The sequence below is a fragment of the Streptomyces sp. NPDC007896 genome, from assembly GCF_042959425.1.
Lineage (GTDB): Bacteria > Actinomycetota > Actinomycetes > Streptomycetales > Streptomycetaceae > Streptomyces.
The window spans coordinates 38,330-52,566 of sequence record NZ_JBIBKX010000022.1; the positions used below are offsets into that span (position 1 = coordinate 38,330).

The following is a 14,237-nucleotide window of genomic DNA, read 5'->3' on the forward strand; positions in this document are numbered from 1 at the left end:
TGGAAGGATGACCAGGCCAGGAGCCGACTGCTTCTCGGCCCTGGCCGTCCGCTGGTTCCTACGGCACTGTCAGCCCGCCGAAACGGTCTCGGGCGCTCCCGTGCCCTCGGCCGTGTCCCCGAGTCCAGCACCGGCCGGGGTGTTCCGAGCCTCCGCCGACTCGGTGGTCGAGGCCCGCACCACCTGCGCCGCGGGCCAGCCACCCTTCGGTGGCACGGCCACACCGCGCCACCAGGGCTCGGACGGGACGGTCTCGGCGGTGGGCTCGAAGGGCTGGCCGGGGCGGGGCAGCGCGACCCGGGCGCCCACCGCGTGCGCGGCGGCCATCGTGCCCTCGCCGGGCTCCACCCACGGGTGGGTCGCCAGGTTGAACGTGGCCCAGTGGATGGGCAGCATCACGCCGGTGGGTCGCCCGCCCTGGAGGTCCAGGTGGGTGCGCATGCCCTCCTCGGGCGTCATGTGGATGTCGGGCCAGAACTCGCTGTACGCCCCGATCTGGATCATCGTGATGTCGAACGGGCCGTGCTCGGCGCCGATGTCCTTGAAGCCTTCGAAGTAGCCGGTGTCCCCGCTGTGGTAGATCCGGTGCTCGTCACCCGTCACCACCCAGGAGGCCCAGAGCGTGTGCTGGGTGTTGCGCAGGCCCCGGCCGCAGAAGTGCCGGGCGGGTGTCGCGGTCAGGGAGATGCCGCCGACCTTGGTGCTCTCGTTCCAGTCCAGCTCGCGCAGCCGGTCGGGCGAGACGCCCCAGTGCTCCAGGTGGGCGCCGACGCCGAGCGGCACCGCGAAGACCGTGTCCGTGTCGGCCAGGGCCTTGATGGTGGGCAGGTCGAGGTGGTCGTAGTGGTCGTGCGAGATGACGACGACGTCGACCGGGCCGAGCGCGGCCAGCGGCAGGGGCACCGGGTGCAGCCGCTTGGGCCCGACGAAGTTGAAGGGGGAACAGCGCTCGCCCCATACGGGGTCGAACAGCACCCGGTGCCCGTCTATCTCGGCCAGCACACTGGAGTGCCCCATCCAGGTGATCCGCAACCCGCTCACCGCGGGCTTGGCGAGGTCGGCGAGCGTGGTGGGGTACACCGGCACCGTGCCCGCGGGGGCGCGGTGGGCGCGCTCCTCCTTGCGGAAGAAGACCTTCGCGAACTCGAGCATGGAGCCGTCGGGGCGGGTCCGGGCGCTCACCGGGTTCTGGAAGACACCGTCCGCGAAATTCGGCGATCTGCGGATGCGCTCCATGCGCTCACCGCCGGGGTCCGCGCCGAAGGCGGCGGGCTGCAGCGCGCGGAGCCCGGAGCTCAACGTACGGAAACCGGTCACGGTACCTCCAAGTGGAGTCGGTCAGGCTTTCCATTATGGTCGGCCCCTCTGACAGCGCCGGGTCGACGGTGTCACAGCGCGATGTCCCCGGTACACACCGCGAGGTCCGGGCCCCGGTGTGACACCCCTGGGGTGACACCCCTGGGACCCGATGTCACATCCGCGGGTGCCGGTCCGTCGTCTCGGTGAGGGCGCCGAGACGCGGCACCCGACCCGGACACGGAGGTGGCCCCCATGGCCCGCGTTTCCCTAACCCCGCGGCGCACGATCTTCTTCCGCGTCATGGAGTGGTACTCAAAGCGGACCTACGGAAAGGTTCTCGACCCCGGCCGGGCACTCGCCCACAATCCACGTGTCCTGCGGTCCGATCTGGCCTTCGAGCGCTCGGTCGCGAAGTGGAACGCGCTGGACCCGGACCTCAAGGCGCTCGCGGAGATGGCCGTGTCCGCGTCGATCGGGTGCTCCTGGTGCATGGACTTCGGCTACTGGGTCAGCCGCGAGCGCGGAATGGCCCGCGAGAAGCTGCTGGACGTGCCGTGCTGGCGCGAGAGCGAGGCGTACACGCCGCTGGAGCGGGACGTCCTGGAGTACGCCGAGGCCGTGACGGCCACCCCGCCCGCCGTGCGGGACGAGTTGGCCGACCGGCTGCGCGACCGCCTGGGCGAGTCCGCCTTCGTCGAACTGACGGCCATGGTGGCGGTGGAGAACCTGCGCTCGCGCATCAACTCGGCGCTGGGGCTGACCAGTCAGGGCTTCAAGGACTCGTGCGACCTGCCGACCGCCGCGCACCAGGCGTCTTCGGAGAAGTAGCGGACACCCGCGGGGCCCCGGGAGGGCCAGCCTGGGCGGGCCCCTACCGCTCGCGCGCCCGCTCCTCCCCGGCCTCGCCCACCGTGCGCAGGACGTCCGCCCACCGCTCGCGAACCCGCGGATCGTCCGCGTCCAGCCCGGTCAACATGCGTGTGACCTGGGGCACCAGCCGCGGACGGCCGGCCGTGGCGAAACTCAGCGGCGCAGGAGTCCGGCGTCGAGCCGCTCGCCGAGCACTCCGTCGCGCTGACGGCGCGCGATCTCGTCGACCCGGGCCTGGATCACCTCGGTGCGCTGTCCCTCGTGCGGCACCGCGCCCTTCCCCTACGCCGGCGCCTCGCGCTGCGGACGCGAGGGAACCGAGGCTTCCGTGGAACGGGTTCGACGGGCCGGACGGGCGACGCGCCGCAGACCCACTACTGATGATCCGTTCAGTAAATTGACAGACTTCGGGACCGCTCCCGATACTGACTGATGATTCAGTAAGGGTTCCGGTGGGTCTTCGGTCGCGCCGCTCGTTCCGCGCTTGGAGGCACCATGGAGGCCGACCCGCACACCGACCTGCGCACCGGCGTGCTCACCGGTGGCGAGGCGCTCGTCCGGGCGCTCGCCGCGCATGACGTGACGCAGGCGTTCGGCATCCCCGGCACGCACAACCTGGAGATCTACCGGCACTTGGCGGCGTACGGCATAGGGCATGCGACCCCGCGCCACGAACAGGGCGCCGGGTACGCCGCCGACGGCTATGCGCGCGTGACGGGCCGCCCGGGTGTCGTGATCACGACCACCGGTCCCGCACTCCTCAACGTCACGGCCGCCGTCGGGCAGGCCTACTCGGACAGCGTGCCCCTGCTGGTCGTCTCCCCGGGTATGCCCCTGCGCCACCCCCGGTTGGCGACCGGGCTGCTGCACGAGATGCGCAGCCAGACCGAGGCGCTGCGGGGCGTCGCCGCGTTCAGCCACCGGGTCTCCTCGGTGGCGGAGATCGGCGCCGCCGTGGCGCGCGCGTTCACCCTCTTCCGTACGCGGCGGCCGCGGCCCGTGCACCTCGAGGTGCCGCTGGACCTGCTGATGGCGGCCGAGACCGCCGGGCCGGTGCGGCTCGCCCCGGCCGCAGCGCCGACGCTGCCGGACGCCGAGGCCGTAGGACGGGCCGCGCGCGCCCTGCGGGAGGCGCGGCGGCCCGCGCTGGTGCTCGGCGGTGGCGCGCGCGGCGCCGCGAACGCCTGTCTCGCCCTCGCGGAGGCGTGCGGCGCGCCCGTCGTGACGACCGCCAACGGCAAGGGCGTCGTACCCGAGCGGCATCCGCTCTCGCTCGGCGTCTCGCTGCACACTGAGTCGGTGCAGAAGTGGCTGGCGGGTCGTGATGTCGTCCTCGCCGTGGGCACGGAACTGGCCGAGTCCGATTTCTGGTCGCCGCCGACCGCCCTCGGGGGCACGCTCGTCCGGGCCGACCTCGACCCGGACCAGATGCACTCCGGGCTGCCCACGGACATCGCGCTCGTCGGCGACGCGCGGGCCTCCCTGGAGTGGCTGTTGTCGGAAATGGGCCTCCACGCGCGCGTGCGCCACGACATCCCCGACCCACGAGGCGGAACCGACGCCGACGAGGTCGCCGCGGTGCGGGACGCGCGCTACGCCGGGAGTGCCGCGCGCGACGCGCGCTGGATCCCGTACCTGCGGGCGATCCGCGCCGTCCTGGCCGACGACGCGGTCATCACCTCGGACAGTGCCCAGTGCTGCTACTACGGCGCGCTCCCGCACCTCCCGCTGGGCCCGGCGGGACGCTATCTTCACCCGACCGGCTTCGGCACGCTCGGCTACGCGCTGCCCGCGGCGCTCGGTGCCAAGGTGGCGTGCCCGGAGCGCCAGGTGGTGGCACTGAGCGGGGACGGCGGCCTCCAGTTCACGGTGCAGGAGCTGGCGACCGCCGCGCAGCTGCGACTCCCGCTGCCCGTCGTGGTGTTCGACAACGGTGGCTACGGAGAGATCCGCGACGAGATGGCCGCACGGGGTGACCGCCCGACCGCGGTGGACCTCGCTCCGGTCGACCTGCCCGCCCTGGCCCGCGCCTACGGAGGACAGGGCACACGCGTGTGCCACCCCGACGAGGTGGCCCTCGCCCTCACCGAGGCGCTGCGCACGCCTGGTCCCACCCTGATCGCCGTCCCCGAGGAGACCCCATGACCACGCCCCCGACCGCGCCGTCGGCCACGCCGCTCAGCCCGCCTTCGACCGCGCCCCTGATCGCGCTCACCTGGACCGACCACGTCACGGGCAGACCGGGCTATCTCGTGGTCGACCGGCTCGTCCGGGGCGTCTCCAGCGGCGGCCTGCGGATGCGCGCGGGCTGCACCCTGGACGAGGTCGCCGGGCTCGCCCGCGGGATGACGATGAAGGAGGCCCTGCACTACAACCCCGACGGCCGCTACATCCCGCTGGGCGGTGCCAAGGGCGGCATCGACTGCGATCCCCAGGACCCGGCGGCGTACGGCCTGCTGGTGCGCTATCTGCGCGCCATGCGCCCCTACATCGAGATCTTCTGGACCACGGGTGAGGACCTCGGGCTCACCCAGGACCTGGTCGACCGGGCCGCCGAGGAGGCGGGGCTCGTCTCGTCCATCCAGGCCGTGTACCCGCTGCTCGACGACGAGACGACGGCCCGTCGGCGGCTCGCGGATGCCTTCGCGGTCGACGTGGACGGGATCGGGCTCGACGAACTGGTCGGCGGCTGCGGTGTCGCCGAGTCGGTGCTCGCGGCCCTTGACCGGGCCGGGGTGGCGCACGCGGGGACGCGCGTGGCCGTGCAGGGCCTGGGCACCATGGGCGGCGCCACGGCCCGCTTCCTCGCCCGCGCGGGCCTCGACATCGTCGCCGTCGCGGACGTCAAGGGCACGATCGCGAACCCGGACGGGCTCGACGTCGACGCGCTGCTCGCGGCGCGGGACGCCTACGGGACGGTCGACCGCGGCGCGCTGCGCCCGGCCGACCAGGAACTCCCGGGTGACGCCTGGCTGTCCGTGGACGCGGAGGTGCTGGTTCCCGCGGCGGTCTCGTACGCCATCGACACCGAGAACCAGCGCGGGATCGGCGCCCGCTGGATCGTCGAGGCGGCCAACATGCCCGTGCTGCCCGAGGCGGAGGAGCTGCTCGCCGCGCGCGGGGTCGTCGTGCTGCCGGACGTCGTGGTCAACTCCGGGACGAACGCCTGGTGGTGGTGGACGCTCTTCGGCGACATCGGCGCGGACGCGGACGAGGCGTTCGCGTACACCCGGCGTTCCATGCGCGACCTGATCGACCGGATGCTGGCCCGCGCGGAGGCCGACGGGACGACACCGCGGGCCGCGGCGCACGCCATCGTCGCCGACCGGCTGCCGGTGATCGCGGAGCGGTTCGGCTGGTACCGCTGACGGGCACCCGCCTCGCGGCCCTGCCGTCATTCCTCCTGGGGAATTGAGGCGCGGGGCCGGTGACAGCAGAGTCGGTGCAGCGAGGGCGCGCGAGCGCGAGTGACCGCCCCTCCCCACACGAAGTCCGACTCGTACCGGGAGTATCCATGCCCACCATCGACCCGCAGGACCTGATCGAGCGCTACATCGGCGTCTGGAACGAGCCCGATCCCGAGGTCCGCCGCAAGACCGTGGACGAACTCTGGGCTCAGGACGGTCTGCACGTCCTTCGGCCGCCCCAGCAGATGCGGGACACAGCCGTGGGCCTCGGCTTCACCACCGCCGTCCTGGAGGCCCGTGGCCACGACGAACTGCACACGCGCGTGACGCGCGCCTACGACGACTTCGTCGCCCCGGGAACCTACGTCTTCCGGATCCAGGAACCCGCCCAACGGCTGCGGGACGTCATCACGTTCCGCTGGGAGTCCTTCCACACCGGGGAAGGACGTGCCACGGGCGGCGGCCGGGAGTTCCTGGTCCTCGACGAGGACGGCCGCATCCGGTTTGACTACCAGTTCGTCGACTGACCCTGCCGAGCATTAGGGTTACCGCGTGGCAAGGGTGCGGTTGAGCGTGGCGGAACGGCGCGGGGAGTTGCTGCGCGCCGCCATCGAGCAGATCGAGGCGCGGGGCGTGGCGGCGGTGCGGATCGCCGACGTGGCCTCGGTGCTCGGGGTGAGCAACGCGTTGGTGCTGTACCACTTCTCGACCAAGGAGAAGCTGGTCGCCGCCGCGTTCACCTACGCGGCCGAGGACGACCTCGCCCATCTGCGCAAGCTGCTCGGCCGTCGTACGTCGGCGCTGCGCAGGCTGCGCGCCGCCGTGCGCTGGTACGCGCCGACCGGCCAGGCCAAGGGCTGGCGGCTGTGGATCGAGGGCTGGGCGGCCGCCCTGCGCGAGCCCGCGCTTCAGGAGGTCACGCGTGATCTCGACAAGCAGTGGAAGGCCGCCATCACCGAGGTGATCGCGGAGGGAGTGGCGGGCGGCGAGTTCGAGTGCCCGGATCCCACGGGCGCCGCCCTGCGGCTGACGGCGCTGCTCGACGGGCTGGCCGTGCAGATGACCGCCTACACGGGAGCGGTGTCGCGGGCGCGGGCCCAGGAGTGGGTGGACGAGGCGCTCGCCCGGGAACTGGGGCTCGCTCGGGAGGCGTTGGCGGCGGCGGTGCGCTGAGACGCGCGCCGGGGCGCGCGCCTGGACGGTTCGGTCGACAGTCGCCGCTCCACCGCCCACCGAGCGGGTCGGTCCGGCTGCGACCGTCCCACCCCCGGGCCGTTCATTTCGTCGGCCGTCGGCTCACTGCCACCCGAGTCGGCTCGCCCACCGCCGAGCCACCGTGGAGGCGTCTACGGGGCACAACAGGCCCGGCCCGGCGACAGCCGCCGCGCCATGTCGACGCACGACGACCCCGCCGCGCCCCAAGGGCCGCAGGCGCGGCGGCGGGTTCGGCCCGGGCCCGCGCCCACTCCCTCCAAGCCACCGGCACGTCGGGGACCCGTCGTTCAGGCCACCGACTCGATCCGCATCTTGATGTCGTCCGGCGAGAGGCTGCCCTTGGCGGCCACGTGGTCGCCGGAGGACTCCCCGCGCAGACGGCGCCCGATCCACGGGACGAGGTACTCGCGTGCCCAGTGGATGTCGTCACGCCGGACCTCGAGGGTGCCGCGGGGCGGCAGCGGAGGCCAGGGCTGGTCGGGGTCCGCGGGCACTTCGAGGCCGAGGACCTGGCCGGCGCGCAGCGCGACCCGGGTGTGGCCCTCGGGTGAGAGGTGCAGGCGGTCGCCGTCCCAGGCGCGGCGGTCCTGGATCGTCTTCAGGGACCACAGGTCGAGGACCGGACAGCCGTACCGGTCCGCGATGGCGCGTACGTGCCCGTTGTACGTGGCGATCTTGCCGCGCAGATGCTTCAGCACGGGGACGGTACGGGTGTCGAAGCCGGTCGTCACCATGACGGTGCCGACGGCGGAGGTGAGGTCGGCGACCGCGCGTTCGAAGCGCTCGGCAACCTCGTCGGGGTCGGTGCCCGGCCGGATGATGTCATTGCCGCCCGCGCAGAAGGAGACCAGGTCGGGGGCGAGTTCCTTGGCGCTCCTGAGCTGGTCCTCGACGATCTGGTCGAGCAGCTTTCCGCGTACGGCGAGGTTCGTGTAGGTGAAGTCGCCTTCGGGCCGCCGGTCGGCGAGAAGCACCGCGAACCGGTCGGCCCACCCGACGAAGGCCCCGTCGGGGCCGAGGTCGCCAACGCCTTCGGTGAAGCTGTCCCCCACCGCCACGTACGACCCGATCACTGATCTGTTGTCACTCTTCGAATCGTCTGCCACATCGGCCCATGATTCACCTTTCGATGTGAGCTACGCGACCGTAGGAAGGGGTTGACGGGTGGTGAGATAAGCCACTCGTAAAGTGTCGGTGAACCCGGAATAAGGCCCTCTCAGGAGTGGTTGAACAGCCGGCACACCTGGAAGTCCTCGATCCGGAAGTGGCTCCATGTGGTCCGGAACGCGAAGTGCCCGCTCGTGTACGGCTCCGGGTCGCCGTAGTCGAACACCAGCCGTCCGTTGTTCCACCAGCGGACCGTGGAGCCGTCCGAGACGATCCGGACACGGTTCGGCTCGTTGGCCGTGAGCAGCGGCTCCGTGTAGTCGTAGACGAGTGGGCGGACGCCCGGCTCCCCCACGTACCGGCGCAGCCGCGTGGTCGTGTTGGTGTTGGCGCCGTATCCGACGTAGTACGTCTTCAGGTAGTCGTATTCGGCCAATGCGCCGCCGCGCGGCGTGGCGAAGAGGTCGTCCGGGGAACGGACGTCGACGGCGTTCCAGAAGTTGTTGAGGTCGGAGACCCGGTCGTTGACGCCGCCCTCGGAGACGGGTGTGGCGGTGTACTCGATGACGTAGGGCCCTTCGAGCCTCTGCTTGAACCAGACCGTCGCACCGCTCGGTACGTCGATCTCCAGGACACCGTGCGAGGCGGTGACCGTGCCGCCGTCCTGCAGTTCGGTGACCCACTGGCCGAGGCCGCGACGGAAGCCGTCGTGGGCGATGAGCCGGCCGCGACGGTGACGCGGCGAGGCGCTCGCGGTGATGGCCGGTACGAGCGCCGACAGCGCGGCACCGGCGGCGAGGGTCGCGAAGGCTCTGCGGGTGGTCATGAGGTTCCTTCCGTACGAGCGGCGGTGGTGATGGCGGGCTTCGGCACCCGCCGGGTCTCGGTGCCCAGGTAGTAGTCCGTGTACGTCGACTGGAGATAGCCGCGCACGGTCCAGCCGAGGCGGTAGCCGGGGTTCTGGGCGAGCGTGTAGATACGGGTCTTCGTCGGCTCGGTGGTGGTGTACAGGCGCAGCGCGGTGTGGTCACCGGTCTCGGCGAGGATCTCCTCGCGCCAGTCGCCGAGGAGGTCGCCGTAGAACGGGGTCGCGTTGCGGGCGCCGGAGACGACACCGGCCGGGTCGAAGAGGCGCGTGCTGGTCTCGGTCTTCGGGTCCCACTTGTCGACATGCGTGTAGTCGAGGAGCTCGGCGCCCTTGTCGCCGTCCCACCAGATGCGGAAGTTGACGCTGGGCGTGGTCGTGGAGATCTTTCCGTCCCGGACGTTGAAGACGCCCGCGCCGGGGCGGGTGACGTCGGCGGTGGAGGTCCAGTACTCGTAGCCGGGGTGGCCGGGGTCGATGTCGGCGGCGCTGCCCCTGCCGACGTCGAGGTCGGCGATGTCGAAACGGTCGCCGTGTCCGGCACCGTCGACGACATAGCGCAGCGTGCCGTCGCCGCCCTCCACGTAGTTGCCGTCGGCGATCTCGTCCTTGCCGTCCTGGTCGACGTCGACGGTCCGGATCTGGTGGAAGCTGGTGGCGCCGCTGCCGGCCGGGACGACGTACTTCCAACGCCGTCTCAGATCCGTGCCGTTGAAGTCCCAGGTCTGGAAGAGGATCCGGAAGGCTCCGCGCTTGGCACCGACCCGGGTGACCAACTTCGTGACGAGGCTGGGGTGTACGCCGTCCAGGTACGCGATGCCGAAGTGCCCGCCGGAGGGGCCGCCGGCGACCAGGTCGTCGGGCACGGGCTGCCGGGTGCACTCGAGGCCCGTCTCCCCGTCGATCACCGAAATGAACTGGTTGGCGGGCGAGTCGGCGGTCACCTTCGCTCCGTCCGCGAAGGTGGTCCCGTCGGCCGTGTGCACCAGCACCTCGGCCCTGCCGTCGCCGTCGAGGTCGTACACGGTGACGTTGTCGTCGTTGCGGTAGCCGCCGATCGCCGTCGAGCCGCTGATCGCGGCGGGCGCGTCGACGGCGGCCAGCGGAATCTCGGCGTAGCCCTTCGCGAAGTCGAGCGCCGCCGAACTCGGCTTTCGCTCATGGCCGTTGACGACGGCACGCACGGCGTACGTGCCGGTGCCCCGGCTGTCGTCCTGGTATGTGGTCGAGCGGATGACCGGCGCCCGGTTGAGCCGTCGTCCGCCCTTGTACACGTTGAACGCGATCGCGTCCCCGGTGGGGGTACCCCCTGTTCGAGCGGAGCCGAGAACTTGGGGGAGCGCGTACTCCGTGCCGAGTAACCGCCAGCTCAGGAAGGTGCCCTTGCCGGAGGGGACGGCGACCAGGCCGCGGTCCAGTCTCTCCACGATCCGGCGCGGCGGCGGATGCTGTTCGGTGGCGTGCGAGGGCGCGTCGACCGGTCCGGCCAGCAGCGCGGCGGCGGCGGTGACGCCGAGTCTTCGAGGTCTCACGATGGCGGGCTCCTTGCGGTGGCGACGACGGCCGCGATGCCGTCGCCGAAGACACAGAAAGCGCTTACGGAGATCACTGTGGAGTCACCCTCGCACCGTGTCGACACCTCGTGCGCCGGTGCCACAAGACCGCAATGTGCCGATCATGAAATGACCACGCCGGGACGCGCGGAGAAACGCCGAGGGCCGGACCTCCGCGATCGCGGAGGTCCGGCCCTCGAAGGTCGTGAAAGACGCGGCGGACGTCAGCCGACGGCGACACCGTGCGAGCGCAGGTACGCGACCGGGTCCACGTCCGAGCCGTAGTTCGGGGTGGTGCGGATCTCGAAGTGCAGATGCGGACCGGTGACGTTGCCGGTCGCGCCGGAGAGGCCGATCTGCTGGCCCTCGGTCACGGTCTGGCCCGCCGAGACCGACAGGGCGGACATGTGGGCGTACTGCGAGTACCGGCCGTCGGCGTGCTGGATGACGACCTGGTTGCCGTACGCGCCGCCCCAGCCGGCCGAGACGACGGTGCCGGCGGCGACGGCCTTGATGGTGGTGCCGGTCGGGACCACGAAGTCCACGCCGGTGTGGTAGCCGCTGGACCACATGCTGCCGGCGACCTTGTAGCCGGTGCCGATGGTGGCGCCCTCGACCGGCAGGGTGTAACCGGTGTTGCCGGCGGTGCCGGTGGCCTGGGTGGCCGCGGCCTGGGTCTTGGGCGCGTCCGCCGCGCTGGACGACTCGGTGGCCGGCTGCGCCGACGACCGCGTGGCCGTCTTGGCGGACGACTGCGTGGACGACTTGGCCGATGGCTTGGTCGACGGCTTGGTGTTGTCGGTCGACGCGGCCTTCTCGCCGATCGCGAGCTTCAGGCCGGGGTGGATCAGCGAGGGGTCGCCGCCGATGGCCTGGCGGTTGTCGGAGTAGAGCTTCTGCCAGCCGCCGCTGAGGTGCTGCCGCTCGGCGATCTTGGCGAGCCAGTCGCCTGCCTTCACCGAATAGGTCTTCGTCGCGGCCGTGGAGGCCGTAGCGGTCTTTTCCGAAACCGTCGCGGACTTTTTGGAAACCGTCGCGCCGGAAATCGTCGCGGTCTTTTCCGGAGTGGACGAAACCGCGACTGTCGGCGTCACGGCATGGGCACCGGCGGCCCCCATCAGCGGCAGCGCGAGCGCGGCGCCACCGGTTCCGGCCACGGCGATCGAGCGGGAGAAACGCTGGGACTTGGGGCGGCGGTGCTTACCCTTCGCGGGCATGAAGAATTCCTCTCCGGCGCCTGCGAGGTGAGCTGTCGGGTGCGGGCTGGAGATGCCCGGCCACGCGGCTGCGCGGCTTTACCCCTAGCCGTTCCGGAGACCGGAACAGGCGTGGTACCTGTGGGTCCCCCGCTCCTGCCGGTTACCGGTGGGTGTGCGGATACCGGGCGGCGGCAGGATTGGGCGTCCGTCCGGATTGAGGGCGAACGTAAGCGAGATGGGGGCGCATCGCCAACCATGTGGCTTTTCTGTGCGCGTGCCCCCCTTGATCCATGCCGGAATTCCGGTCACCCTCCGTGGACAATGATCTCCCCCGTCCCGCAAACCGCCAGGAAATTCGGGCCGATTGAGAAAGCGGGACCGCAACGCATCGTCACGAATATGACGCTGCTCACGCACATCGCACCACGGTCCTTTATTCCAGGGCCAGTTGGAATGAAGGCATCAATACGGACAGAACACTCACATGCGACGCAGCCGGATAACTGCCGCATCGAAGTCCCCACGCAGCTCCGTCCGCAACCCGTGATGCAACAGCACCGCACCCCGGTGCACTTCGCCCGTTTCACAGCATTCGTACGCGGCGCTCGGATCCAGCCCGCGCAGCCGGAGCGGGGCGACCGGCTCGCCGTGGTGCTGGGCCTGGAGCAGGGCGAGGACGACGGTCTCGTCGCCGTGCACGTACTGCACCGCGCTCAGGCCGCCGCCTGGAGGCCGCAGCCGGTAGAGGTCGCCGCGCTGCACGACCGGCCGGATCTCCTTGTAGCGCTCCACCCACTCCCGCGCCTCGGCGAGCTCCACCTCGCTCCAGTCGGCCAGGTCACCGCCGACCCCGAGGACCCCGGCCATGGCGCTCACGAACCGGAACCGCAGCGAGCTGATCCGTCCGTTGAGCTGCGCGTTCGGACTGTCCGTGACCCAGGCGGCCATGATCCGGGCCGGGTGGATCTGGCTGAAGCCGTGCTGGATGGCGAGCCGGTCGAGCGGGTCGGTGTTGTCGGAGGTCCACACCTGGTCCGTGCGCGCCATGACGCCGAGGTCGATCCGGCCGCCACCGCCCGAACAGGACTCGAAGGCGACCCCGGGGTGCTCGGCGCGCAGCCGGTCCAGGAGTCCGTACAGGGCCTCCACGTGCTCGACCCACAGCTTCTGCGGGTACGGCTCACCGGGCCAACCGGCGTCCGTGAAGCAGCGGTTGAAGTCCCACTTCACATAGTCGATCGGGGCACTCGAGAGCAGACTGTCGAGCTGCTCCCACAGGTACTCCTGGACGTCGGGGCGGGCGAGGTTGAGTACGAGCTGGTTGCGGAACTCCGTCCTGGTCCGCCCCGGCTGGAACTGCACCCAGTCGGGGTGCGCGCGGTACAGCTCGCTGTCAGGATTGACCATCTCCGGCTCGACCCAGATCCCGAACTGCATGCCGAGCGCGTGCACGTCGTCGGCGAGCGGCTTCAGTCCCTGCGGGAAGCGGTCCGGGTTGGGGGTCCAGTCGCCGAGCCCTGCGCGGTCGCTCGTCCGCGCCCCGAACCACCCGTCGTCGACGACGAACAACTCGACGCCCATCTCCGCGGCCCGCCGGGCCAGCTCCCGCTGCCGCTCCTCGGAGATGTCGAAGTGGGTGGCCTCCCAGGAGTTGAAGAGCACCGGCCGGTCCTGGTCCGCGTCCGGGATCACGTACGCGCGCTGGTACGCGTGCCACGTCCGGCTCGCCGCGCCGAAGCCGCCGTCGCTCCACAGCCCCGCGAAGACGGGGGTGGTGAACGACTCCCCCGGCTCCAGACGCAACAGTCCGGAGTCGTCGTACCCCGCGCCGCCGGAGATCTGCACGCGCGCGTCGGGGAGTTGAGCCACGCAGATCCGCCACGAGCCCGACCAGCCGAGCGCGCACCCGTAGACCTCGCCGCTCTCCTCACTCGCCCCGCTGTCCAGCGCGACCCACGGCAGGTGCTGGTGCCCGGTGTGCCCGCGGCGGCTGCCGATGACCTTCTCACCGTAGGTGAGGGGGGAGCGCGCGAGCCGGGACTCGGCCGCCCACCGCCCGTGCAGCTGAGAGAGCCGCCAGCCGTCGCGCTCCGGCAGTGTCCAGGTCGCGGAGTCCGCGCGCAGCAACTCCAGGCAGGGCCCTTCGTTGGCCAGGGTCACCCAGCGCTCGACGACGTCGCCGCGCATCCGGTAGTGCAGGGTGATGCCGAGCCCGTCGTCCGCGAAGCGCAGCCGCAGTTCGTCACCGTCGGCCTCGTGGGCCTCGAAACGCCATTCGGTGCCGCGCCGCTCCTGCGTCCGTACGGAGAGCGCCGGACGTACGAAGCGGGGGCCGCCCTCGACGGGATACTCCTCGCGCCCGTCGAGCCGGGACTCGAAGGGCCGGTACGGCGGGCCGGGCAGGGCGGCCAGCGACTCGGCGTCAGCGAGGGTGATCCGTGGCCCCCAGTGGAGATGGAGCAGTTCGTCGAGGTCGGTCAGCCGCAGCGCGTAGCCGCTGGTCGGGCCCGAAAGAAGCCACGTACGACCATCTTCGCCGATTTCGATCATCAAACCCTCACAGATTCGAACAGCCGCACTCAATCACCAACATCATCAACGGCGTCTCACCCGGGAGGCAACGGCTGTGGACAACTTCATTGCCTGAGGAACCCATGTCGTATCGTCGAAAGCGCGATTCCCGTCGGCGAGCGTCGCCGAGCAGCGCCGGCGGTCCAATGGG

At 71.2% G+C, this 14,237-nt stretch carries 11 protein-coding genes and 1 riboswitch; of the genes, 5 read left to right on the forward strand and 6 right to left on the reverse strand.

The genetic code is table 11. From position 1 onward, the window contains the following. Positions 1–69 precede the first annotated feature (69 nt). The gene (locus tag ACFZDJ_RS46075) at positions 70–1,317 is read right to left on the reverse strand and encodes an MBL fold metallo-hydrolase (protein ID WP_391068392.1); all 1,248 of its coding nucleotides are present in this window, start codon (positions 1,315–1,317) and stop codon (positions 70–72) included. A 234-nt stretch (positions 1,318–1,551) separates the two neighbouring features. Between ACFZDJ_RS46075 and ACFZDJ_RS46080 the strand changes: the two genes are divergently transcribed. The 5 genes from ACFZDJ_RS46080 to ACFZDJ_RS46100 all read left to right on the forward strand — a co-directional run bounded on the left by ACFZDJ_RS46080 (position 1,552) and on the right by ACFZDJ_RS46100 (position 6,749). Then, positions 1,552–2,127, forward strand: coding sequence for a carboxymuconolactone decarboxylase family protein (locus ACFZDJ_RS46080; protein ID WP_391068395.1), 576 nt, complete (start codon positions 1,552–1,554; stop codon positions 2,125–2,127). A gap of 537 nt (positions 2,128–2,664) precedes the next feature. Beyond that, on the forward strand, positions 2,665–4,314 hold the full coding sequence (locus ACFZDJ_RS46085; protein WP_391068398.1) for a 5-guanidino-2-oxopentanoate decarboxylase: 1,650 nt from the start codon (positions 2,665–2,667) through the stop codon (positions 4,312–4,314). Next, positions 4,311–5,537: a Glu/Leu/Phe/Val dehydrogenase dimerization domain-containing protein gene (locus tag ACFZDJ_RS46090; RefSeq protein WP_391068401.1), complete on the forward strand. Its 1,227-nt coding sequence runs from the start codon at positions 4,311–4,313 to the stop codon at positions 5,535–5,537. The genes ACFZDJ_RS46085 and ACFZDJ_RS46090 overlap by 4 nt, the downstream gene beginning before the upstream one ends. Positions 5,538–5,683: 146 nt before the next feature. Further along, on the forward strand, positions 5,684–6,103 hold the full coding sequence (locus tag ACFZDJ_RS46095) for a hypothetical protein (RefSeq protein WP_385385012.1): 420 nt from the start codon (positions 5,684–5,686) through the stop codon (positions 6,101–6,103). A 25-nt stretch (positions 6,104–6,128) separates the two neighbouring features. Beyond that, positions 6,129–6,749 (forward strand): TetR/AcrR family transcriptional regulator, encoded by a 621-nt coding sequence (locus ACFZDJ_RS46100; protein WP_248297214.1) that lies wholly within the window; start codon positions 6,129–6,131, stop codon positions 6,747–6,749. A 329-nt stretch (positions 6,750–7,078) separates the two neighbouring features. On the opposite strand, the gene ACFZDJ_RS46105 is transcribed toward ACFZDJ_RS46100, so the two are convergent. The 5 genes from ACFZDJ_RS46105 to ACFZDJ_RS46125 all read right to left on the reverse strand — a co-directional run bounded on the left by ACFZDJ_RS46105 (position 7,079) and on the right by ACFZDJ_RS46125 (position 14,065). Then, the gene (locus ACFZDJ_RS46105) at positions 7,079–7,864 is read right to left on the reverse strand and encodes an SGNH/GDSL hydrolase family protein (protein ID WP_168501470.1); all 786 of its coding nucleotides are present in this window, start codon (positions 7,862–7,864) and stop codon (positions 7,079–7,081) included. Positions 7,865–8,007: 143 nt separating this feature from the next. Then, positions 8,008–8,724 (reverse strand): DUF6250 domain-containing protein, encoded by a 717-nt coding sequence (locus tag ACFZDJ_RS46110; protein ID WP_390928846.1) that lies wholly within the window; start codon positions 8,722–8,724, stop codon positions 8,008–8,010. Next, on the reverse strand, positions 8,721–10,295 hold the full coding sequence (locus tag ACFZDJ_RS46115) for a hypothetical protein (RefSeq protein WP_391068405.1): 1,575 nt from the start codon (positions 10,293–10,295) through the stop codon (positions 8,721–8,723). The genes ACFZDJ_RS46110 and ACFZDJ_RS46115 overlap by 4 nt, the downstream gene beginning before the upstream one ends. A 245-nt stretch (positions 10,296–10,540) precedes the next feature. Next, on the reverse strand, positions 10,541–11,533 hold the full coding sequence (locus ACFZDJ_RS46120) for a peptidoglycan DD-metalloendopeptidase family protein (RefSeq protein WP_391068408.1): 993 nt from the start codon (positions 11,531–11,533) through the stop codon (positions 10,541–10,543). Positions 11,534–11,535: 2 nt separating this feature from the next. Further along, positions 11,536–11,694, reverse strand: a riboswitch (cyclic di-AMP (ydaO/yuaA leader). Between the two features lie 301 nt (positions 11,695–11,995). Beyond that, on the reverse strand, positions 11,996–14,065 hold the full coding sequence (locus ACFZDJ_RS46125; protein ID WP_391068410.1) for an alpha-galactosidase: 2,070 nt from the start codon (positions 14,063–14,065) through the stop codon (positions 11,996–11,998). Positions 14,066–14,237: the final 172 nt, after the last annotated feature.

Excerpts from the sequence above, each read along its gene's own strand:
- ACFZDJ_RS46080 (WP_391068395.1), top strand. The coding sequence starts at position 1,552 with ATGGCCCGCGTTTCCCTAACCCCGCGGCGCACGATCTTCTTCCGCGTC.
- ACFZDJ_RS46090 (WP_391068401.1), top strand. The coding sequence starts at position 4,311 with ATGACCACGCCCCCGACCGCGCCGTCGGCCACGCCGCTCAGCCCGCCT.
- ACFZDJ_RS46110 (WP_390928846.1), bottom strand. The coding sequence starts at position 8,724 with ATGACCACCCGCAGAGCCTTCGCGACCCTCGCCGCCGGTGCCGCGCTG.
- ACFZDJ_RS46125 (WP_391068410.1), bottom strand. The coding sequence starts at position 14,065 with ATGATCGAAATCGGCGAAGATGGTCGTACGTGGCTTCTTTCGGGCCCG.
- ACFZDJ_RS46085 (WP_391068398.1), top strand. The coding sequence starts at position 2,665 with ATGGAGGCCGACCCGCACACCGACCTGCGCACCGGCGTGCTCACCGGT.
- ACFZDJ_RS46120 (WP_391068408.1), bottom strand. The coding sequence starts at position 11,533 with ATGCCCGCGAAGGGTAAGCACCGCCGCCCCAAGTCCCAGCGTTTCTCC.
- ACFZDJ_RS46095 (WP_385385012.1), top strand. The coding sequence starts at position 5,684 with ATGCCCACCATCGACCCGCAGGACCTGATCGAGCGCTACATCGGCGTC.